Here is a 21267-nt window from a genome sequence, read left to right as displayed (position 1 = left end):
ATCGACAGGGGGCCGCACCATGGGCTGTGGACAGCCCATCGAGATGTGGACAACTCATCGAGAGGTGAGCCGCTCGATGAGCAGGCCACTCTTGCTGCCCGCCGCTCCGGTGCCAGCCCCTCCCGCGCCAACCGCTCCGTGCCAGCCGCTCCCGCGCCGACTGCTCCAGTGCCCACCGCGCCGGCACCGACCGGCCTGGCGCCGTTGCCCTGCTCCGCCTGGGCGGGCCGCACCCGCTGCCGCCACGCAACCCAACCGCCGAGATCCCGGCAGCCCGCCAAACCCCCCGACCCACTCCAGCAGACGTCACACCACCCACAGCCCAGCAGCACAGCATCCCCACGAACACCACTACGTCACCAAGGTCCCAGGACCCAGAACGGATCGCTCCTATCGCCCGAGCCGATCAGCTCGGCCCTCCAGGTACCGCCGCTCGGGCAGGCTCAACGTGCGCCGCGCCGCCAACCGGTAGGACTCCCGCGCGCCGTCCACATCCCCCACCTGCTCCAGCAGGTGCGCGCGCACCGCGTCCAACCGGTGGTGCCGGGCCATGCGCTTGTCGCTCGCCAACGCGTCCAGCAGGTCGAGGCCCGCGCTGGGGCCCGCGACCTCCGCCACCGCGACCGCGCGGTTGAGGGTGATCATCGGGTTGGGCGCGATCCGGGCGAGGATGTCGTAGAGCAGCAGGATCTGCGGCCAGTCGGTGTCCTCAGTGGACGGAGCCTCGGCGTGGATCGCGGCGATGGCGGACTGGAGTTGGTAGGGCCCCAACGGCGCCCGCGACAGCGCGGCGGTGACCAGCGCGACCCCCTCGGCGATCGCGGCGCGGTCCCACAGCGACCGGTCCTGTTCGTCCAGCGGGACCAAGCCGCCGTCCACGGTGGTGCGGGCGGCGCGGCGGGAGTCGGTCAGCAGCATGAGGGCCAGCAGCCCGGCGACCTCGCCGTCGTCGGGGCGCAGGCGGTGGGTCAGCCGGGTCAACCGGATCGCCTCGGTGGTCAGGTCCGGGCGGTTGAGGTCGGTGCCGGAGGACGCGGTGTGGCCCTCGGTGAAGATCAGGTACAGCACGTGCAGGACGGCGGCCAGCCGGGTCGGGTCGGCGGTGCGCGGGAACGAGGCACCGCGCAGCCTGGCCTTGGCCCGGCTGATCCGCTGGGCCATCGTCGCCTCCGGGACCAGGAAGGCGGCCGCGATCTCGGCGGTGGTCAGGCCGCCGACCGCCCGCAGGGTCAGCGCGACCTGGGACGGCGGGCTCAGGTCCGGGTGGCAGCACAGGACGAACAGCTCCAGCGTGTCGTCGGTGTCCGGGACGTCCCCGATGATCGCCGCCTGCGCCGCGACCACGTCCTCCCGGCGGCGCCGGGCGTTCTCCGACCGCCAGTGGTCGGTGAGCCTGCGGCCCGCCGCCGTCACCAGCCAGCCGGTCGGGTTGTCCGGCACGCCCTGCTCCGGCCAGTGCGTCGCGGCCGCCAGCAGCGCCTCCTGCACGGCGTCCTCGCAGGCGTCGAACTGCCCGTGGTGCCGGACGAGCACGCCGAGGACCCGCGGCGCGAGGTCGCGCAGCAGGCCCCCGACGTCGTGCGTGGTCACATGTCCGCCCCGGCGGAGAACATCACCGGCCGCACCTCGACCGCGAGGCCCTCGATCTTGGTGTCCGGGATCATCCCGGCCAGCTCCACCGCCCGGTCCCGGCTCTCGCAGTCGACCAGGTAGTAGCCGCCCAGGTACTCCTTGGCCTCGACGAACGGCCCGTCGGTCACCACGACCTCGCCGCCCCGGGTGGCCACGGTGACGCTGGTGGTGCCCGGGTCGCCCAGCGCCTGGGTGCCGATCAGCTCACCGGACTCGCGGATGGTCTTGATGAACTCCTGGTGCCCGTTCATCACCACCTCACGCTCCTGCTCGGTCAGCGCGTCCAGCACGGCGTTGTTGACCTGCATCAGCAGCATGTACTTCACGGTCAGCCCCACTCTCATCCACGCGGCCCCGGTGGCCGCACCCACCCCATGACGGAGCGGCGACCGGGCGCTCGACATCGATCCGGAAAGAATCTCAACCCAGCGATGACGTCGTGGTCGGCTCCAGCACCAGGTGCTCCGGGTCCCGGGTCGCCCGCGCGGTCCAGGCGTCCGGAACAGGCGGCACCGACGGGTCGAGCGACACCGCGACCAGCACGTTCTCCCCCTCGCGGACCGGCAACCGGGGGTACCCGTTCGGCCCGGGATGGGTCGCCAGCACCCAGGGGTCCCAGCTCAGCGGGGCCAACTCGTCGGCTGGCCCGTCGAAGTAGTGCACGCTCACCCGCACCGGACCCGGCGTGGACCGCCGTGCGGGCACCCCGCCGTGCACCGACCGCAGCAACAGCACGTCGTCCGAGTCGACCATGGTCACGTTCGCCGCGTCGCGGTGCGCCGTCCACACCGGACCTTCGTAGAACGCGGCCAACGACCCGGTGCGGCTCGCCAGATCCGGGAACGCGCGCAGCCACACGAACCGGTCGGGCGCCGACGGCTGCCGGAAGGTCCCCAGCACCGGCATCCCGACTTCCCGCTGGGGCGCCACGAACTCCCGCTCGAACAACTCGACCAGTTCATCCCGCCGCCCCAGGTGCAGCGTGTACTGGCGCAACTCGACGATCACCAAGCCCCCTGTCCACATGGCACCCCGCTCCGGGCGCCCACCGGGGAGACTACGACCTGTCCCGGACAGGAGCGGTGAGCGTCGCGTCCGGCATCAGCGTGGGCCGCCGCATCCACACCCCGTGCGGACGCGACAACAAGACGTCCAGCGGCTCCGGCTCACCCAGGTGGAACCCCTGGGCGACCCGCACCCCCAACCGCGACAGCGCCTCGACCTGGGTGGCCCGCTCGACCCACTCCGCCACCACCGACAGCCCCAGGCCCCGCGCGATGTCCACTATCCCCTGCACGAGCACCGTGTCCCGGCTGCCGTAGTCGATCCCGTGGATGAACTCACCGTCGATCTTCAGGCCGGTGATCGGGAGCTGCTTCAGGTGGACGAACGACCCGAACCCGGAGCCGAAGTCGTCGAGGGTGATGCGGCAGCCGCTGGCGCGCAGTTGCTGGGCGAGGCTGCGGGCGGCGTCCAGGTTGGTCACCGCGGCGGTCTCGGTGATCTCGAAGCCGAGCCTGCCGGGGGCGACACCGGCGGCGGTCAGCCGGTCCAGCACGAAACCGCCGAAGTCCTCGTCCTCCAGGGTCCGACCGGAGACGTTCACGTTGAACCGCAGCCCCGGGTACGGGTGCTCGACCAGGGTCTGGATCGCCTTGTCGGCCACCCAGCGGTCGATCTCGAACACCAGGTCCGAACGCTCGGCGGCGAGCAGGAACTCACCGGGGCCAAGGCGCGGCTCGCGGCCGTCCTCCAGCCGCAGCAGCAGCTCGTGGCCGATCACCCGGCCGCTGCCGAGCTTGACCATCGGCATCGCGTGCAGCACGAAACCGCCGTCGCGCAGGGCGGCCCTGACCCGTTCGATCACGGTGACGCGCAGCGCGGTGTCCTGGTAGTGGCCCTGCTCGTAGACGGTGACCCGGTTGCGACCGGCCGCTTTCGAGGCGTAGAGCGCCATGTCGGCGTTGGCCAGCACCTCGTGCCAGCCCACCCCGGAGTCGAAGGTCGCGATGCCGATGCTGACGGTGATCCGACTGGCTCCGGCGACCCCGGCGATGCCTGCGATGCCGTTCATCGGGATGGCCGCGATGGCGTTGCGCAGCCGGTCGGCGACCGCGACGGCGGCCTGCTCGTCGGTGTCGGCCAGCACGGCGGCGAACTCGTCGCCGGAGAGCCTGCCCAGCACCTGCCCGTCGACGCCGCCGAGCCGGTCGCGCAGCAGCGACGCCAACGCGCACATCACCCGGTCGCCGGTGGGGTGGCCGTGCAGGTCGTTGATGTCCTTGAAGTGGTCGAGGTCGAGCAGCAGGAACGCGCCCCGGGCGCCCCTGGCCAACTGCCGCTCCAGCTCCCTGGTCAGCGCCCGCCGGTTCGGCAGCCCGGTCAGCGGGTCCTCGTCCACCAGCCGCAGCAGCTCGTCCTGGTGCTTGGTCAGGCCCGCCGCGTCCAGCTCGCGCTCGCGCCAGCGGGACACGTCCAGCACCCGGTAGAGCCATTGGCCGCGCGGGGCGGCGGTACAGCGGATCTCCAGCCAGCGGTGCCCGCCGCCGTCCGGCAGCGGGACCGACACGACCACGTCGGTGCTGGCCCCGGTGTCGCCAGGGCTGTCCGGGGCGCCCGCGAGCAGCGCGGTCAGCGCCCGGCCGACGCACTGCCGCGCGGTGAGGCCGAGCAGGGCGGACATCGCCGGGTTGACCCAGTTGATGTGGGCGCGGTGGTCGGTGAGCGCGAAGGCGGTGTCGGTCGACCCGAGCACGGCGAGGATGTCCGAGGCGAGCGCGGCGGCGGCCGCCTCGGCCCGTCTGGCCGGGGCCACGGCGCCGCCACGACCAGGCCCGCCCCGCCCGGCTGGCCTAGCCTGGACCACGAGCTCGGGCTGCTCAGCGGGCTCGGACTGCTCCACCGGCTCGGCGGGCTCAGCCTGCCCCACGGGGTCGGCCAGCTCCAGGGGCACAGCGGGCTCGGCCTGCTCGGCGGGCTCCGGGCCGGGGTCGACGGCCGTTAAGGCGGCCAGGTCCGCGTCGGCGGTCTCGGCGGCCACCGGCACCACCGCTGTGTCACGCTCAGTCTCGCCCATCACCCCAACCCCTCACCCGTTCTCGTGGGGACACGAGCACGAAGCGTAGTGGACCGGTGCTGTTCAGCGCAGGCGCTCAAGCCCTTTCGCGCCCGCGCGCACCCGTTCGGCGAGAACCCGCAGCTCATCGGCGGTCGCCCCGTCCTCGGTGGCGATGAGCACGTCCTCGGCGGCGCAACGGAGCTGGAACAGGCGGTCCTGCAGGTCCGCCAGCTCCGTGGTGGACAACACCACCGCGTCCTCGGGCAGCCCACCGCGTTGCACCGCGGTACGCCGTTCGTACGCGCGCTGCCTGCACGATTGGGCGCAGTACCGGCGCCGCCGTCCGCCGCGACCGTCGTCGGGCAACTGCGCGCCGCACCACCCACACGGGTTGGCACGGCCGGGACGGAGGGCGGTCGGCTGGGACACGGGCGCTGACGCTATCCGGACACCCGGCGTGCACCACCGCGCCACGCCGCTGGGGCACACTCGGGAGGTGCGCCCTTCCTCCCCGCCCCGGCACGGCTTCTTCGAAGGCCCGTACCCGCGCGCCTTCGTCCACCGCGGCTGGCACTACGGCGACCTCGCGGGCATGGAGAACTCGCTCTCGGCGTTCCGCCGCGCGGTCGAGGAGGGTTACCACTACCTGGAGACCGACGTGCACGCCACCAGCGACGGTGTCGTCGTCGTGCACCACGACTCCGCGCTGGACCGCACCACCGACGCCACCGGCAAGATCGCCGACCAGCCCTGGCAGCGGGTGTCGCAGGCCAGGATCGACGGCCGGGAGCCGGTCTGCGGGCTGGCGGACCTGCTCGAAGAACTGCCCGACGCCCGGATCAACGTCGACGTCAAGGCCGACTCCGCCGTCGAGCCGGTGCTGGACGTGCTGCGCCGGACCAAGGCGGCCGACCGGGTGTGCCTGGCGTCGTTCTCCGAGGCCCGGCTGGTCCGCATTCGCAAGCTCGCGGGTCCCGACGTGCTCACCTCGATGGGCATGCGCGCGATGATCGGCTTCTGGGCGGCCCGCAGGCTGCCCGCGACCCTGCTGCGCCCCGGCGCACGCCCGCTGATCGCCCAGGTCCCGGTCCGACAGGGGCCGCTGCGGGTGGTCGACCGGGCGCTGGTGGCCGCCGCCCGCCGCCGCGACGCCGAGATCCACGTGTGGACCATCGACGAGCCCGAGCAGATGCGCGAGCTGCTCGACCTGGGCGTGGACGGGCTGATGACCGACCGCGCGCAGGTGCTCAAGGACGTGCTGCTCGACCTCGGCCTGTGGCAACCAGCGTGATCGTCACCCGGTAGTGCTCCCCATTCGGGCGAGCAAGGGGCATATTTGGGCCTGTGCCGACCGCTGACGTGACCACCGCCGCCACCCGCACCGCGCCGGGTGATCAACAGCAGCCGGATCTGCCCGGCGCCGTCCGGGCCGCGCTGGCCGGGGTCGACGGCCCGGTCGTGCTGATCGGCGACGAGCCCACCGCCATCGCCACCCTCGCCGCCGTGCGCGGACTCGGCCGCACCGTGGCGCTCGGCCGCGACCTGCGGGCCGCCGCCGACGCGCTCCCGATCAAAGCGGGCTCCGTCGCCGCCGTGGTGGTGCTGCACCGGCTGCACGAGGTGGACGACGTGGACGCCACCCTCGCCGGGTTCGTCCGGATCTTGGCCCCCGGCGGCCGGGTCGTCGTCGCCGCGAACGCGCTGGCCGACCGGCGCGAACTGCGCGGCCTGTGGACGACCGCCGCCCGCGACTGCGGCGTGGTGGACCCGCCGCCGTTCCTCGACGACAACGCCCGGTTCTCCCTCGACCACGCCCAGGCGTGGCTGACCCGGCACCTGTCCGCCGTCGAGGTGACCCCGCTGCGCGGCACCGAGCACCTGGACACCGCCGCCGTCCTTGCCCTGCTGCGCGCGCAACGCCCGGAGACCGCCGGGGTCACCTGGGACCTGTTGGCGTCGGTGGTGGAGAGCCGGGTCCGCGACGCGGTCGCCGACCACGGCGGGTTCGCACTGTCCACTCTCACCGGTCTCGCGACCGGGGTACTGGCCACCACGCCCGAGCAGGCGGCGGACACCGGGGCGGCGAAACCGGTCAAGGCGGCGAAAGCGGCTGGGAAAACCGCGTCCCGCAAGCGGAAGTGACTGTTTGGACTCGACGTGCCCGCCGTCGGGTCCCGGCCGCCACCGGAGCCAGTACGCTCCCGGCTGACCGGCCCGACAGTCCCGCACGGAGGCGGCCTTGAGCATGGTGGAAGCGACGTCGACGGCCAAGGCGCGCAAGCGGGAGCAGTGGGGCTGGTGCTGGTACGACTGGGCCAACTCGGTCTTCCCCACCTCGGTGACCACGGTCTTCGGCGCGCTCTACCTCACCGAGGTGGCCGCCAAGGCGGCGATGGCCGACACCGCGCTCAACGGCGCCAACCCGTGCCCGGCCGACGCCGCCGGTGACGCCGACAAGCTCTCGCACTGCGACGTCAGCCTGCTCGGCCTGCACTTCCCGGCTGGCTCGCTGTGGGGCTACCTGCTGTCGGTGGCCACCGTGGTCCAGGTGCTGATCGTGCCGCTGATCGGCGCGATCGCCGACCGCACCCCGACCAAGAAGCCGATGCTGGCCGCGTCCGCGTTCATCGGCGCCGCGGCGACGGTCGGGATGTCGCTGGTGAGCGGCTCGAACTGGCAACTCGGCGCGGTGTTGTTCATCGTCGCCAACACCGCCTACGGCACGTCGGTGGTCATCTACTACTCGTACCTGCCGTTGATCGCCGCGGCCGACGAACGCGACGGGCTGTCCTCGCGCGGCTGGGCGTTCGGGTACCTCGGCGGCGGGCTCGCGCTGGCCGTGCAACTGGTCGTCTACCTGTTCCGGGACAGCTTCGGGATCACCGCGGGCAACGCCGCGCAGATCGCGTTCCTGCTCTCCGGTGTGTGGTGGGCACTGTTCACCATCATCCCGCTGCGCAGGCTGCGCGGGCACACCGAGCGGCCGCAGGGCTTCGACCAGGGCGGCGGGTCGGTGTTCACCGCCGGGTTCCGCGAACTGTTCGCGACCCTGCGCGAGGCGAGGGCGTTCCCGCTGACCCTGGCCTTCCTCGGCACCTACCTGATCTACACCGACGGCATCGCCACGGTCGCCAACGTCTCCGCCCAGTACGGCAGCGAGGAACTCAAGTTCGAGGCGGACGTGCTGATCACCACGATCCTGATCGTGCAGTTCGTCGCGTTCCTCGGCGGCATCCTGCACGGGCTGGTCGCGCGCAGGCTCGGCGCCAAGCGGACGATCATGCTGAGCCTGGTCGTCTGGGTCGTGGTGGTCGGCGCCGCCTACTTCGTGCAGGCCGGGCAGGCGCTCCAGTTCTACGCCCTGGCGGGCGGCATCGGCCTGGTGCTGGGCGGGACGAACGCGCTGTCCCGGTCGCTGTTCAGCCACATGGTGCCCAAGGGCAAGGAAGCCCAGTACTTCTCGGTGTACCAGACGGGCGAGGAGGCCACCTCGTGGCTGGGCCCGCTGCTGTTCGCGATCATGGCCAGCACCACCGGCTCCTACCGGTACGCGATCATCTCGCTGGTCGTCTTCTTCGCCGTCGGCCTGGTCCTGATGTCCTTCGTCCCGGTCCGCCGCGCCATCCAGGCCGCCGGGAACACCGAGCCGTCGCTGCTCTGATCTCGGCTCCCCTCATCCCCGCCCGGCATCGGTCCCGACCTGGCGAGCCGGGGCCACCGCCTGCTCACCCGCGCCGGTGATGCGCTTGTACTCACTGCGCGAGACGGAGATATAACGCTCATCACCGCCGATCTCGATCTGCGGACCGCCGGTGACCGGGTTCCCGTCGGCGTCCGTGCGCACCACCATCGTCGCCTTCCGACCGGTGTGGCAGATGGTCTTGATCTCCACCAGGGCGTCGGCCCAGGCCAACAGGTGCTGGCTGCCCTCGAACAGCTCACCCCGGAAGTCGGTCCGCAACCCGTACGCCAACACCGGGATGCCGAGCCGGTCGACCACGTCGGTGAGCTGCCAGACCTGCGCCTTGGTGAGGAACTGGGCCTCGTCCACCAGCACGCAGTGCGGCATGTCCCCCTCGCCGACGACCGCGAACAGGTCTTCGGACGGGTCGAAGACGCGCCCCTGCGCGGTCAGCCCGATCCTGGAGGCGACCACACCCTCCCCGTCGCGGTTGTTGACCAGGGGCGTCAGGATGAGCGTGGTCATGGACCGCTCGTGGTAGTTGTACGCACTCTGCAACAGCGTCGTGGTCTTCCCGGCGTTCATGGCCGAGTAGTAGAAGTACAACTTCGCCACCAGTTCTCCTCACGCACGACCCGTGGCCAACCACGGCCACATCGGTCCGAGGAGTATCACGCATCCCGGCACCCGTCGTGGACGCTCATATCGTCATCCGGTCGAGCGCCCACACCACCGGCCACGGGGCGAGGATCAGGACCACGGTCGCCACCCAGAAGACCAGGCCGCGGACCTCGAGGCGGCGCCGGAAAGCCCGGTTCGCGAGGGTGGCCACCACGACGACGAACAGGGTGCCGAGGGCCATGGTGGCGATGGCGGCGATCTCCTCACCGCTGCCGTGCGCGAACGGGGAGGAGACGGTGCCCCAGACGTTGGCGCGGACGAAGTAGCTGAAGACGAGCGCCGTCATCAGCGGCACGCTGGCGACCACACCCAAAGCGAGGTTGGCCGCCAGCCAGCCCAGCCACAACGGTCCTCGTCGGGTCATCGCGATCCCCCGGAAATCGGCGCGGTCCTCTCCGGAGAACGCTACCGGGTCAGCGGAGGCGGGCGTTGTAGCCCTCGAACACCAGGTACATCCCGTACAACTCCCGACCGTAGAGGTCCGCCGGGGCGCCGGTTCCGTTGTAGCGGGCGAAAAGCTTCTTGAGTTCGACCTCGGTGTAGTCGAGGCGACGGCCGGTGACGCCGACCTGGGAACCACCCTCGAACAGGACCAGGGGCACGGTGGAGATGTTGTAGTTGCCGTTGTCGTGGAGCTGCTTCCAGGTGTCCCAGACCTTGTGCCAGTCGCCCCCGTTGACGGGGGCGTCGGGGATCAGGCCCTGGCCGACGGCCCAGTTGCGGCCGCGGATGGCGGTCGCGGCGAAGATCTGCGCGATGCCGGTGCTGCAGTCGTCCACGGCGACGGCGGGCGGGGTGGGGGCCGGGCCGACGGGGACGGACTGCCACGCCTCGTACGCCTCCTGGTAGGCGTACCAGCTCACCACCAGGCCGTCGGAGACGTTGTCCTGCGGGGTTTCCTTCCAGTACTCCCAGCACACCTCGCTCTGGATCACGGCCTTGCGCACGCCGTAGGAGCGGGACAGGTTGGTGATCAGCTCGTCGTAGGCGACGACCACGTCCAGCGACTCGCGGACGCTGTGCTTGAGGCCGATGGTGTTGGAGGTGACGGTCTTGGCGTAGTTCTCCAGGTCCGTGCCCAACGCGGCGGTCTGGGCGGTGCTGAAGCGGACGTCGAGGCGGTCGTTCGGGGAGGTGCGGGCCACGACGCGGGAGACACCGGTGTCGCGGCCGGAGGAGATGTCGTTGTCGATCTCGACGACGCCACCGACGGTGGTGGTGGCGATCTGGTCGAACGCCCAGTTGCGCGGCATGGTGAACCCGAGGTTGCCGCTGAAGCCGGTGGACATGTCGGAGACGAAGCTGGTGGTGGCCAGGTGTTCGGCGTCGACCCGGCCGCACACGTTGCGCGCGCCGTAGACGCCGACGCGGTACGGGTTGCCGAAGTAGCCCATGGCCCGGTTGACGCCCCGGAAGTACGGCAGGATGCTGTCGGTGATGTCGCTGTCGAGCGCGTCGTAGTCGACCGCGAAGTACACCGTGGTGCCCCGCTCGAACCCGTAGGCGGTGGCGGCGTCGAGGGCCGTGCTCGCGTCGGCGGCGCCCTGCTGGTCGGTGAAGTAGGCCGCGCTGCCGCCGTAGGTCTGGTAGATCGGGAACACGCGCAGGCCCGCGGCGAAGATCGTGGCCAGCTCGCCCGGCCGGATCTTCTTGTCCAGCGTCGTGTTCGGCACGTTCGTCAGGTAGCGGCCGACCACCTGGTAGCCCGCCTGCTTCAACGCGGCCGCGCGGGCCGCCGTCACCTCGGACACGCAGTCGGCGGCCGTGCCCTTGCGCTCCGGGTCGCCGTTGCTGGCCAGCAGCGACGACCAGGTCTGGTAGTCGCCGACGCCGGTACCGGGCAGCGCGAGGAACTGCTGCAGGGCGAAGACCTGCTGCTGGGTGCTGGTGGCGAACACCCCGTCGAACGGGACCTCGTACCGGTTGAAGATCATTCCCGCCTGGAACAGGCGCACGTACGACGCCGACCCGCTGTCCGCGGCACCGAGTCGGATCGGCGCCTTCGCCTTGACCGCGCCGCGGGTGCCCGGACCGTAGTTGCCGTTCGCCCCCGCCACGCCGAGTTCGGTCTGCACCGCGTAGATCAGCGCCTTCGCCACGTCCCGCGAGGAGTGCCCGTCACACGGGATGATGGTGAACCAGGACTGGTCGTAGTACTTGCGGTTCATCCACTGCTGCACCGACCGCACCGTCGCCGAGCCGTTCTCCACGAGCACGTAGGCGTCCATGGTGAGCAGCGCGCGGAACTCCTTGGGCGCCAGCGTCCGGCGGCTGTCGGCGAAGCCCATGTTCGACCGCATCTGGGCGACCGAGTCGCCGGTGGGCACGCCGTAGCGCCCGCTGAGCGACTCACCCCAGTAGCCCTTGCAGTAGAGGCCAGATTGGACGATCCGGACCACGTTGGCGGGCTCGCCGGGGTCGATGTCGCCGAAGCGCTGGGTGAGCAGGGACAGCGTGGTCGGCCCGAAGGTGTCGGACAACTGGTCGCCGCTGAGCCCGACCTCGATCTGCAGCGCCCTGGTCAGCGCGAACATCGTCGACCAGCCGGTACGGCCGGTCTCCGGCGCGGGCACGTACCCGGGGGTGCCGCCGTAGGTGCGGTTGACCCACCGCTGCGCCTGCAGCACCCACTCGTCGACCTGCGCGCCGAGCAGCCCGACCCCGCGCGCGTTCACCGAGTACACCGGGTCCCCGCCCCGCAGTTGCGCCTCCAGCGGCTGCGGCTGCGGCGTGCCGACCGCCGCGTCCACCGGCTCCGCCGCCGCGGCACCCGCGCCCGCCACGGTGACCCCCGCCGCCCCGGCGGCGACCCCCATCAACCGCAGCGCCTGCCGTCTCGGCATGTCGGTGTTCATGTCGCTCCCCCGGTCAGTGCGGACATTCGACGCCATCGTCACCACGCGGCACGGAACGGGTCAATGCGACATCCGGGCACACCGAGTGGCGCCAAAGCCGCCTGACCAGGACAAATGGCCTCGGCGGCAGCTCGTCCGAACTGCCGGTCGACGGCCGGTGGTGCGAGCGGGCGACCCGGGGTCGGTCGTGGACACGGAGATGGCGGATTCAACCACTCAGGGTGAGAAAAGCGTCAGTGGCTCGAGAACCGTAGGGGCTACGGTCCGTTATCAGGCGCCACCCGGGTGCCGCCGCCGCATCGGGGACACCGGCGCCACCACGGCCGCGTGGGGGCGACTCGCGTTCGCCTGATCGGCCCCGGTGTGGATAGCATCCCCCGAGTGGGTGAGATGTCGATGTGGTTCCACCGATCACGCGTCACAATCCCGGTGACGTGGCATCTCTTAAGAGGATGCTGTTGTTGACGGGTGAAGCATGTCACCCTGAGCGATCGCAGCGGGCGGAACGGGAATCCTTTTCTCGATCCACTCGTTGCTCTGGGTAAGCAACACCCTGGCCCGTCCCGGCGGGCCCAGTGAAAGGACACCGCTATGGCCGACCGCGTTCTCCGTGGTAGCAGGCTAGGTGCGGTCAGCTACGAGACTGACCGCAACCACGACCTGGCCCCCCGTCGAACGGTCAGGTACGCGTGCCCGAAGGGCCACGACTTCGAGGTGCCCTTCAGCGACGACGCCGAGATCCCCTCGGTGTGGGAGTGCAGGCTGCACGGCGCCGAGTCCAAGATGCTCGACGGCACGGACCCCGAGCCCAAGAAGATCAAGCCCCCGCGCACCCACTGGGACATGCTCCTGGAGCGCCGCACCATCGCCGAACTGGAAGACCTGCTCACCGAGCGCCTGACCGAACTGCGCGGGCGGCGCAGCCGCACGGCGTAACCCCCTCCCGCCTTCGTTCCCGACTTCGACGGACATCCCGGGACGAACGGGACCACAGTGAACCAACGGCCGCCCGGAACCCCCAGCCGGGCGGCCGTCCTGTGCCGACTTCTCCCACCCTTCACGGTCAGGATGCCCACCGTCGCATCCCCCGGCCATCTCTGCCGCCCGGGTCCGCTCGACCCCGAACACGCCATTGACCTGCGCGGCCATCCAGCACGGGTGATCAATCCACGACCCGCGCCCGCACCAACGTCGACCATGACGGCGGTCACGCGCCCACCAGGCCGCCCCATCGCGGCGACCACCGCCATGCCTCACCGACGCCCCCGCAACCCCGCCCTCAGCGCCGCACCCCCGACCGACACCACCACAAACACCACGCCCGCCACAACAACAGACCACCACACCTACTCGAAATCCCCACCCACCAGCCCAAACCCACCCCCGGGCGGCCCCCACCCTTCCCGGGGGGCGTCCCCGAGGCCAGTCTACCGGCTGCCCAAGATCGACAGGGGTCAGCGCTGGAGCCTGTGGACTGCAGGCCGGAGTGTGGACAACTCATCCCCTCCCCACCCGGAGTCGGCACGGCAGGTGATCCCGGCGGACGGCCCGGCCAGATACCCCGACGATGGCCGGCACGGCACCTGATCCCGGGGAACGGCCTGCACAGCACCTCACCCCGGGAACGCCCCGGCACGTGATCCTCGGGAACCGCCCGGCCCGGCACCTGACCCGGACGACGGCCCAGCACGGCAGACGATCCCGGGAAAACGACCCGACCCGACACCTGATCCTGGGATACCGCCCGGCCCGGCACGTACCCCCGGGAAACGACCCGGCGCCTGACCCCGCGGTACCGCCCGTGATCCCGACGGCGGCCCAGCACGGCACGTGACCCCAGGGATCGACCCGGCAGGTGATCCCAGGGAGCGACCTGCGGTCAGGGGTCGGTGTTGATCGCGGCATGATGCCCGCCATGACCGATCGAGAAGTCCCCGAGGGCGCTGTCTCCACCGAGCGGCTGGTGTTCTTCAGTGACGCCGTCGTCGCGATCGCCATGACGTTGCTGGCGTTGGAGTTGCCGGTGCCCACAGGCGCGACGAACGCCGAGTTCCTGCACACGCTCGGCGAGCACCGGGGCGAGTACCTGGCGTTCGGGATCAGCTTCCTGGTGATCGCGACCTACTGGCGCGCGCACCACCGGCTGTTCGCGCACATCGCGGCCGTGAGCAAGGCGCTGATGATGTACAACCTGCTCTGGTTGTTCGCCCAGGTCGTCACGCCGTTCGCCACCGAGGTCATCGCGGGGGACGGCGCGTTCGAGGCGCGGTTCCTGTTCTACGTCGCCGTGCAACTGCTGGCGGGCGTCGGGTTCCAACTGATCACGTGGGAGGCGCGGCGGTCGGCCCTGCTGTGGCCGGACACGAGCCCGCGGGCCATCACCGAGTCGATCCACCGGTCGGCCGCGCAGTCGCTGGGGTTCCTGGTGTCGGTGCCGATCGCGTTCTTCACGCACTGGGCGTACGCGTGCTGGGCCGTGTTCCCGCACGGCTACTACCTCTACACCCTGGCCCGTGACCGCCGGGGCCCCCGCCGGACGGGGACCCCGGACGGGGTCAGCGGCGGAACAGGGACCTGAGCTGGTTGCCGCGGCGGCGCAGGCCCCACTTGGTGACCCGGATGTAGGCCTCGCGGACGATGTTGCCGCTCATCTTCGACTCGCCGCGCTCGCGCTCGGCGAAGGTGATCGGGACCTCGACCACGGTGAACCCGGCCTCGATGGTGCGCCAGGCGAGGTCGATCTGGAAGCAGTAGCCCTGCGAGGCCACCGTGTGCAGCTTGAGCTTCTCCAGCACCTCGCGGCGGAACGCGCGGTAGCCGCCGGTGATGTCCTTGGGCTTGGCGCCCAGGGCGACCCTGGCGTAGAAGTTGCCGCCGCGGGAGAGGAACTCGCGGTGCCACGGCCAGTTGACGACCTTGCCGCCGGGCACGTAGCGGGACCCGAGCACCAGGTCGGCGCCGGGCAGCGCGCCGAGCAGCCGCGGCAGGTCCTCGGGGGCGTGCGAGCCGTCGGCGTCCATCTCGACGATGACGGCGTAGTCGCGGTCGAGCGCCCAGCCGAACCCGGCGATGTAGGCGGCGCCCAACCCGGCCTTCTCGGTGCGGTGCAGCACGTGCACCCGCTCGTCGGCGGCGGCGAGCTCGTCGGCGAGGTCACCGGTGCCGTCGGGGCTGCCGTCGTCGACCACCAGCACCTGCGCGGCGGGCAGCACGGCGTGCAGCCTGCGCACGATGGGCTCCAGGTTCTCCCGCTCGTTGTAGGTCGGGATCACCACCAGCACCGGTTCGAGCTGGCCCTGCGGCTGGTCCATCGATGTGTTTCCTCTCCCCGTCGGGTCGCGCGCGTCACGCCTGGTCGTTCGGCTCGGGCCGGTCGGTTCCCGGTCCGGGCTCGGTCACCGCGCCGCCGGTGCGGGTCGCGGCCCGCGCGCGTGCGGCCGTGACCCATCCGACGACCAGCGCGGCGAGTGCGAAGGCGACCATGACCCGCTCGGGCCAGGCACCCAGTCGGTCAGCCATCGTAGTGGCTGTGCGCAGCGGCACGCGTTCGACCAGCGCCGCAGGGGTGAAAAGGTCGGTTTGCTCGATGACCGAACCGTCCGGCCGCACGATCGCGGACACCCCGCTGGTGGCGGCGACGATCACCGAGCGGCCGTGCTCGACGGCCCGGACGCGGTCCATCGCCAACTGCTGGTAGGTCATCTCGCTGCGGCCGAAGGTGGCGTTGTTGGTGGGCACCGCGAGCAGGTTGGACCCGTTGAGCACGGAGTCGCGGACCACGTCGTCGAAGGCGACCTCGTAGCAGGTGGTCACCGCCAGCCGGGCCCGGCCCATGGCGAACACGGTCGGGTCGGTGCCGGGGACGAAGTTGCCCGCGCGGTCGACGGCGCTGGTGAACAGCCGGAAGAACCCGCGCATCGGCATGGTCTCGCCGAAGGGCTGCAGTTGGCGCTTGGTGTAGAAGTCGACCGGGCCGCGCTGGGGGTCCCAGAGGATCACCGTGTTGCGCGGCTTCTTGTCCGGGCCGACCAGCACCGCGCCCAGCGCGATCGGCACACCCAGGTCGCGGGTGGCCTTGTCGACCTCGGCGTAAGCGTCGGCGTTGCGCAGCGGGTCGATGTCGGAGGCGTTCTCCGGCCAGACGACCAGGTCGGGCTGGGGGACCTTGCCCGCGTGGATGTCGGCGGCGAGCTGCTCGGTGCGCTTGACGTGGTTGTCGAGCACGGCGCGGCGCTGCGCGTTGAAGTCGAGCCCGGCGCGCGGCACGTTGCCCTGCACGGCGGCGACAGTGACCTCGCCCGCCTGCGGGTCGGTCGGGATAAGAGGCCCGGTGACGATCGCGGCGACCAACGGCACCGCGATGGCCAGCACCGGGGACACCAGCCGAAGCGGCCGCCGGTCGCCACCCGCGACCCGGCAGGCCAGGTTCCCGACGCCGAAGCCGGTGAGGGCGACCGCGAACGCGATCAGCGGCGTGCCGCCGAACGCGGCGAGATGCAGGAACGGGCCTTCCGGCTGGCTGAACGCGATCCGCCCCCAGGGGAACCCGCCGAACGGCAGGATCGACCGCAGGTACTCCCCCGCGACCCAGACCAGCGCGGCCCAGACGACCCCGCCGCGCAGCCGGGTGACGATCGGGATCGCCATGCACGGCAGGCCCACCAGCAGCGCCTCCAGGGCGCTGAGCGGCAGCCAGGCGACCGCGCCGACGAAGATCCCGGTCCAGGCCAGCAGCGGGGTCATGAAGCCGAGGCCGAACAGGAAGCCGTACCCGAGTCCGGCTTTCGCCCCGCGGCCGTGCAGCACCCAGCCAAGGACGGCGAACCCGAGCGGCGCCAGCCACCACACGGTGCGCGGCGGCACGCTCAGGTAGACCAGCCCACCGGCGGCGAGGACGGCGGCGCACCGCAGCAGCAGCCGGGGGTTGACCCGGAACCGGCGGCGGCGCGGCTCGGGACCGGCGATCTCGGGTTCCGGGGATACGGTGGGTGCGGCCACCGGGTAAGGGTACGGCGCGGCGGCTGAGACCCCGGTGAGGCCCGAACGTCGGCGAACGCGCAGGTCAGGGCTAACTGTAAACCTCTAGTCGACAGTTAGGGTAAGCCTGCTCTCAGTCTGATGTGGAGCGTGAGCCGGACATCGGCTTCCCCGGCACTGCTAGCGTCCGACCCGTGACCGAGCAGCAGTGGCGCGTCGAGTTCGACGCCGAGGTGACCTTCCGCAACGGTGGCTCGCTGACCGTGCGCGGCTTCCGCCTGGACTCCCCCGGCGCCGAGCCGACCGACGACGAGGTCGCCGAGTCGCTGGTCCGCCACCTCGGCCTGCTGATGGTCGGCACGGTCGAGATCGCCAACCGCCGGATGATCGCCGAGCCGCACAAGGGCTCGCGCGGTATCAAGGTCACCGAGGTCGACCACCCGTCCGCCGCCCGGTTGGTCGACCTGAGCCACCCGATCCGCGAGGGCATGACGACCTACCCCGGCATCCCCGGCCCCGAGTTCGCCGACCACCTGACCCGCGAGGCGTCCCGATCGGTCTACGCGCCGGGCACCGAGTTCCACATCGGCAAGATCACGATGGCGGGCAACACCGGCACCTACGTGGACAGCCCCTTCCACCGCTACGCGGGCGGCACCGACCTCGCGGGCCTACCGCTGGACCGACTGGCCGACCTGGACGCCCTGGTCGTCCGAGTCGCGGGCGACGGCCACCGCGCCATCGACAAGGCCACCCTCCTCCCCTTCACCGTCACCGGCCGCGCCGTCCTCGTCCACACCGGCTGGGCCACCCACTGGTCCACCGACGCCTACTTCTCCGGCCACCCACACCTGACCGCGGACGCCGCAGAGTGGCTGATCGCCCAGGGCGCCGCCCTGGTCGGCATCGACAGCCTCAACATCGACGGCACCGACGGCCCAGACCGCCCCGTGCACACGGCGCTGCTGGCCGCAGGCATCCCGGTGGTCGAGCACCTTCGCGGCCTGGAGCAACTCCCCGCCTCCGGCTTCCGCTTCCACGCCGTCCCCGCCCCGGTCGTCAACTTCGGCACCTTCCCCGTCCGCGCCTACGCCGTGCTCTGACCAACCCACCTCGGCCTCCACATGGCGGGACAGGCTCAGGACGAACGCGTTTCCCGGGCCACCCGCACGCACAAGACCAAGTGGACGAGGATGACCGGCGCCCACCCGTAGCGCTCCCACGGACTGCTGGAAGCCGCGTTCGCCAGCACACCGAGTGCCAACAGGGCGACGACCACCCAGACCCCGACCTCCGCGACCCGCGCGGGCACCCCACCGCCGATCACCCGGCCGCGACGCAAGAGCACGAAAGCGGCAAAGGTCCACAGCAGCACGGTGAACCCGCTGGCCACCCGGAGCCCAGTGGACAGGTCCGCGTTCGCGCCACCCCAGGCGGCGTGGCCGAGGGGGGCGCCGAGGGCGAGGGTGAGTTGGAACGCGGCCACGATTCCGCACAATGCGGCGGCGGCGATGACGGTTCTCTTGCTGGACGGGGTTGTTCTCATGGTTGGTCTCCGGGGAGTGCGTCCAGGGCGGCGAGGGAGTCTTCGGCCCAGGCGAGGGCGGCTCGGGCGGTGTGCTCACCGGCCGAGATGGTCAACAGGGCGTAGGGGGTGTCCGGCGTGGCCTCCGCGGCGACGGCGGCGCGCAGGCCGGTGTATTCGGCGAGTTGGCGTTCCGCGTCGTCGCGGGCTTGGTGCAGGAGCGCGCGGCAGGCGGCTTGACCGAGTTGGCGGCCGAAGAACAGGCGCAGCATCAGGCCGTTGCGCGGCGGGGTCTTCTGCGCGGGTTCGGCCAGCAGGTCCCGCAGGCGCCGCTGTCCGCTCGCGGTCAGTTCGTACGGCGCGGCGCGGTCGGGGCGACGCACGTGGCCCTGCTCCTCCAGCGCCGCGAGGGTCGGGTAGATCTGCCCGAAGCTCTCGCTCCAGAAGTGCCCGAGCACGTCCCGGATCGCCTCGCGCACCGCGTAGCCGGTCATCGGTTGCACGCTCAGCGCGCCGAGCACGGCCAACTCGGTCTGACTCCGCCGGACCACGACTCCCCCTATCTACCAGATATATCTGTTAGATACCACGGCCGGCCGAGCGGAGTCGAGGGACGGGCGGTGGTCAGTCCAGGTCGGCCAGCAGCCGCTTGACGACCTTGCCGGTGGCGTTGCGCGGGACCCGGCGGACGAAGAACACGTCCCGTGGGACGGAGAAGCGCTCCAAGTGGTCGTGCACGTACTCGCGGACCGCGGTCGCGCCAAGCCGAGCACCGGGTTTCAGCGCGAGGTACGCCGCGAACCGCTGGCCATACTCCTGGTCCGGCACCCCGACGACGGCCGCGTCGGCGACCGCGTCCAGTCCGAGCAGCAGGTCTTCCAGCGGTCGTGGGAAGACGTTCTCGCCGCCGGAGATGATCATGTCGTCGTCCCGGCCGGAGACGAAGAGGCGGCCGTCCGCGTCGAGGTAGCCGCGGTCGCCGGTGACCATCAGGTTGTCGTGCATCTCGTTGCTGGTGCCGTTGGTGTAGCCCTCGAACAGCATCTCGTTGCCGACGCAGATGCGGCCGACCACGCCGGGGGCGACCGGGATGCCGTCGGCGTCGACGATGGCCACCCTGGTCCCGACCGGGCAGCGGCCCGCGGTGGTCGGGGCGGCGCGCAGGTCGGCCGGGTCGGCGATGCTGGCCCAGGACACCTCGGTCGACCCATAGAGGTTGTAGAGGATGCTGCCGTAAGAGTCCGTGAACGACGTGACCAGGTGGCGGGACAGCGCCGATCCACTGGAGGCCACTATCCGCAGGCTCGACGTGTCGTACCGGGCGCGGACCCGCTCGGGCAGCGCCATGATCCGCTGCAGCATGACCGGGACGGCGAACAGCGCGGTGCAGCGCAGGTCGGCGATGGCGGCCAGGGTGGCCTCGGCGTCGTAGCGGCGCTGCAGCACCACGTTGGCGTGCAGCGGCATCGCCAACTGGACCGCGGCCAGGCCCCACGTGTGGAACACCGGGGCGGCGACCAGCATCTTCTCCCCGGCGCGGAACGGGATCCTGGACAGCACCGCGGTCGCCGAGCCCAGGCCGGGCGGGTTGCGCCTGCGCGCGCCCTTGGGCGTGCCGGTGGTGCCGGAGGTCAACACGATGATCTTGCCCGCGGTGGGCGGCGGCTTGACCGGGGTGGCGGGCGAGGCGCCGATCACCCCGTCCACGGTGTCCTCGCCCGGGTCGGCCGTCCAAGTGGACAGCCACGGCAACGCCGACGGCAGGTTGTGGAACAGCGGGGCGAACTCGTCGTCGGCGAGCAGCGCGATCGGCCGGTGCGCCTCGACCAGGTCGGCGAGCTGGTCGGCGGACAGACCGGTGTTGACCAGCAGCACGTCGGCGCCGAGCTTGCCGCAGGCGATGGTGGCCTCGACCAGGCCCGCGTGGTTGCGGCACATGACGGCGACCCGGCGCCCGGCGCGGACCCCGCGCTTGGCCAGGCCGTTGGCCAGCCGGGTGGTCCGCCGGTCGACGTCGTCGAAGGTGAGCGTGCCGCGCTCGTCGGTGAACGCCACCGCGTCCGGCACCCGGGCGGCGGCGGCCCGGTACCCGCCGACCAGGGTCGCGCCCCAGCGGGCCAGCGCCCCCACCTGCCGGAGGACCTTGTCCGGGCGACCGGGGGACAGCACGCCCGCGCGGGCCAGGGTGCGGGCCACGGTGAGCGTGGACTGGCCGCGGGCGGCCTGGTCGATGCGGGTCGAGGAGACGGTGATCGCGCGGCCGGACAGGTGGTCGTCGACCCGGCTGAGCGCCTTGCGGATCCGCTTGCGCAGCCAGGCCGTGCTGAGCGTGGTGCCGCCGCCGGTCAGCCCCTCCGGCAGGGACAGCACGACCTCGACGGCGGTGCGCGCGCCGGACTCCGGTTCCAGCTTGATCGACAGGTGCCCGCCCTGCCAGGCGGGCCCGACCAGCACCAAGTGCTCGCCGGGGCGGTTGACCAGGACCTCCACCCTGTCCTGCACCGGCTCGCCGCCCGCGACGCTGAACCGGACCCGGTAGCGGGCGCGGCCCGCGCGCTGCGGCTCGCGTTCGGCGCAGGCGATCTCGCGGACGAACCGGGAGTAGAGGGCGGGTTCGCCGAGGACGTCCCAGACCTTGTCCGGTGCGTGGTCGAGGTGCAGCCGCACCTCGACGAGCTCGTCCGGCATGGGTCTCGCAGTCCTCCGTCGGCGGCGGCCACCGAGGCGACCCGCCCCGACAGCGCTGTTCACACGTAGACCCGGTTGTTATCAGCGAACGGCTAACCGGCGCAAGCACGGCATCCGCCGAACGGAGCAGCGCCGGAGAAGATCACTCACTCGGCGCAACCGGCGGCCG

The 21267-nt window shown here is 71.6% G+C and carries 19 protein-coding genes; 6 read left to right on the top strand and 13 right to left on the bottom strand.

The annotated features are described in order from the left end of the window. Positions 1–390: 390 nt before the first annotated feature. The 5 genes from H504_RS0128485 to H504_RS0128465 all read right to left on the bottom strand — a co-directional run bounded on the left by H504_RS0128485 (position 391) and on the right by H504_RS0128465 (position 5119). Complete coding sequence (locus H504_RS0128485) at positions 391–1590, bottom strand: RNA polymerase sigma factor (RefSeq protein ID WP_026425577.1); 1200 nt, start codon at positions 1588–1590, stop codon at positions 391–393. Next, positions 1587–1958, bottom strand: a complete 372-nt coding sequence (locus H504_RS0128480; protein WP_026425576.1) for a YciI family protein — start codon at positions 1956–1958, stop codon at positions 1587–1589. The genes H504_RS0128485 and H504_RS0128480 overlap by 4 nt, the downstream gene beginning before the upstream one ends. 94 nt (positions 1959–2052) lie before the next feature. After that, the gene (locus H504_RS37440; protein WP_245614489.1) at positions 2053–2640 is read right to left on the bottom strand and encodes an NIPSNAP family protein; all 588 of its coding nucleotides are present in this window, start codon (positions 2638–2640) and stop codon (positions 2053–2055) included. Positions 2641–2689: 49 nt separating this feature from the next. Next, complete coding sequence (locus H504_RS37435) at positions 2690–4708, bottom strand: putative bifunctional diguanylate cyclase/phosphodiesterase (protein ID WP_245614488.1); 2019 nt, start codon at positions 4706–4708, stop codon at positions 2690–2692. Between the two features lie 63 nt (positions 4709–4771). Next, positions 4772–5119 (bottom strand): hypothetical protein, encoded by a 348-nt coding sequence (locus H504_RS0128465; protein WP_157440686.1) that lies wholly within the window; start codon positions 5117–5119, stop codon positions 4772–4774. Positions 5120–5186: 67 nt separating this feature from the next. On the opposite strand from H504_RS0128465, the gene H504_RS0128460 reads away from it, so the two are divergent. The 3 genes from H504_RS0128460 to H504_RS0128450 all read left to right on the top strand — a co-directional run bounded on the left by H504_RS0128460 (position 5187) and on the right by H504_RS0128450 (position 8351). Further along, positions 5187–5981, top strand: a complete 795-nt coding sequence (locus H504_RS0128460; RefSeq protein WP_026425574.1) for a glycerophosphodiester phosphodiesterase family protein — start codon at positions 5187–5189, stop codon at positions 5979–5981. Between the two features lie 53 nt (positions 5982–6034). After that, entirely contained in the window at positions 6035–6832 is a 798-nt protein-coding gene (locus tag H504_RS0128455; RefSeq protein ID WP_026425573.1) for a class I SAM-dependent methyltransferase, read from the top strand. 103 nt (positions 6833–6935) lie between these two features. Then, positions 6936–8351, top strand: a complete 1416-nt coding sequence (locus tag H504_RS0128450; protein WP_084468325.1) for an MFS transporter — start codon at positions 6936–6938, stop codon at positions 8349–8351. Positions 8352–8363: 12 nt separating this feature from the next. Here H504_RS0128450 and H504_RS0128445 read toward each other — a convergent pair whose 3' ends face one another. The 3 genes from H504_RS0128445 to H504_RS0128435 form a co-directional block, all read right to left on the bottom strand. After that, positions 8364–8987, bottom strand: coding sequence for a thymidine kinase (locus tag H504_RS0128445; RefSeq protein ID WP_026425571.1), 624 nt, complete (start codon positions 8985–8987; stop codon positions 8364–8366). A gap of 85 nt (positions 8988–9072) precedes the next feature. After that, entirely contained in the window at positions 9073–9417 is a 345-nt protein-coding gene (locus H504_RS0128440) for a hypothetical protein (protein ID WP_157440685.1), read from the bottom strand. Between the two features lie 49 nt (positions 9418–9466). Next, positions 9467–11908 (bottom strand): glycoside hydrolase domain-containing protein, encoded by a 2442-nt coding sequence (locus H504_RS0128435; RefSeq protein WP_245614487.1) that lies wholly within the window; start codon positions 11906–11908, stop codon positions 9467–9469. A 591-nt stretch (positions 11909–12499) separates the two neighbouring features. On the opposite strand from H504_RS0128435, the gene H504_RS0128430 reads away from it, so the two are divergent. Next, a complete protein-coding gene (locus tag H504_RS0128430; protein ID WP_026425568.1) occupies positions 12500–12844 on the top strand; it encodes an RNA polymerase-binding protein RbpA in 345 nt (114 codons plus the stop codon). A gap of 979 nt (positions 12845–13823) precedes the next feature. Beyond that, positions 13824–14486, top strand: a complete 663-nt coding sequence (locus H504_RS37430) for a TMEM175 family protein (RefSeq protein WP_245614486.1) — start codon at positions 13824–13826, stop codon at positions 14484–14486. On the opposite strand, the gene H504_RS0128420 is transcribed toward H504_RS37430, so the two are convergent. After that, the gene (locus H504_RS0128420) at positions 14464–15219 is read right to left on the bottom strand and encodes a polyprenol monophosphomannose synthase (protein ID WP_026425567.1); all 756 of its coding nucleotides are present in this window, start codon (positions 15217–15219) and stop codon (positions 14464–14466) included. The two genes, H504_RS37430 and H504_RS0128420, sit on opposite strands and share 23 nt — an antisense overlap. Positions 15220–15253: 34 nt before the next feature. Then, the gene (lnt, locus tag H504_RS37425) at positions 15254–16906 is read right to left on the bottom strand and encodes an apolipoprotein N-acyltransferase (RefSeq protein ID WP_084468323.1); all 1653 of its coding nucleotides are present in this window, start codon (positions 16904–16906) and stop codon (positions 15254–15256) included. A 173-nt stretch (positions 16907–17079) separates the two neighbouring features. On the opposite strand from lnt, the gene H504_RS0128410 reads away from it, so the two are divergent. Further along, positions 17080–17988 (top strand): cyclase family protein, encoded by a 909-nt coding sequence (locus H504_RS0128410; RefSeq protein ID WP_026425566.1) that lies wholly within the window; start codon positions 17080–17082, stop codon positions 17986–17988. Positions 17989–18023: 35 nt separating this feature from the next. Here H504_RS0128410 and H504_RS37420 read toward each other — a convergent pair whose 3' ends face one another. From H504_RS37420 to H504_RS0128395, 3 genes are all read right to left on the bottom strand, one after another. Next, positions 18024–18431, bottom strand: a complete 408-nt coding sequence (locus H504_RS37420) for a hypothetical protein (RefSeq protein WP_051386343.1) — start codon at positions 18429–18431, stop codon at positions 18024–18026. Beyond that, positions 18428–18961, bottom strand: a complete 534-nt coding sequence (locus H504_RS37415) for a PadR family transcriptional regulator (protein ID WP_035306592.1) — start codon at positions 18959–18961, stop codon at positions 18428–18430. The genes H504_RS37420 and H504_RS37415 overlap by 4 nt, the downstream gene beginning before the upstream one ends. 73 nt (positions 18962–19034) lie before the next feature. Continuing rightward, positions 19035–21098 (bottom strand): AMP-binding protein, encoded by a 2064-nt coding sequence (locus H504_RS0128395; protein WP_026425565.1) that lies wholly within the window; start codon positions 21096–21098, stop codon positions 19035–19037. Between the last annotated feature and the right edge of the window lie 169 nt (positions 21099–21267).

It is taken from the genome of Actinokineospora inagensis DSM 44258, from assembly GCF_000482865.1.
Taxonomy (GTDB): Bacteria; Actinomycetota; Actinomycetes; order Mycobacteriales; family Pseudonocardiaceae; genus Actinokineospora; species Actinokineospora inagensis.
The sequence above is the reverse complement of the archived record's forward strand: the minus strand, read 5'-3'. Positions and strand labels throughout refer to the sequence as shown.

Excerpts from the sequence above, each read along its gene's own strand:
- H504_RS37435 (WP_245614488.1), bottom strand. The coding sequence starts at position 4,708 with ATGGGCGAGACTGAGCGTGACACAGCGGTGGTGCCGGTGGCCGCCGAG.
- H504_RS0128450 (WP_084468325.1), top strand. The coding sequence starts at position 6,936 with ATGGTGGAAGCGACGTCGACGGCCAAGGCGCGCAAGCGGGAGCAGTGG.
- H504_RS0128440 (WP_157440685.1), bottom strand. The coding sequence starts at position 9,417 with ATGACCCGACGAGGACCGTTGTGGCTGGGCTGGCTGGCGGCCAACCTC.
- H504_RS0128435 (WP_245614487.1), bottom strand. The coding sequence starts at position 11,908 with ATGAACACCGACATGCCGAGACGGCAGGCGCTGCGGTTGATGGGGGTC.
- H504_RS0128430 (WP_026425568.1), top strand. The coding sequence starts at position 12,500 with ATGGCCGACCGCGTTCTCCGTGGTAGCAGGCTAGGTGCGGTCAGCTAC.
- H504_RS37430 (WP_245614486.1), top strand. The coding sequence starts at position 13,824 with ATGACCGATCGAGAAGTCCCCGAGGGCGCTGTCTCCACCGAGCGGCTG.
- H504_RS0128420 (WP_026425567.1), bottom strand. The coding sequence starts at position 15,219 with ATGGACCAGCCGCAGGGCCAGCTCGAACCGGTGCTGGTGGTGATCCCG.
- H504_RS37420 (WP_051386343.1), bottom strand. The coding sequence starts at position 18,431 with ATGAGAACAACCCCGTCCAGCAAGAGAACCGTCATCGCCGCCGCCGCA.
- H504_RS0128395 (WP_026425565.1), bottom strand. The coding sequence starts at position 21,098 with ATGCCGGACGAGCTCGTCGAGGTGCGGCTGCACCTCGACCACGCACCG.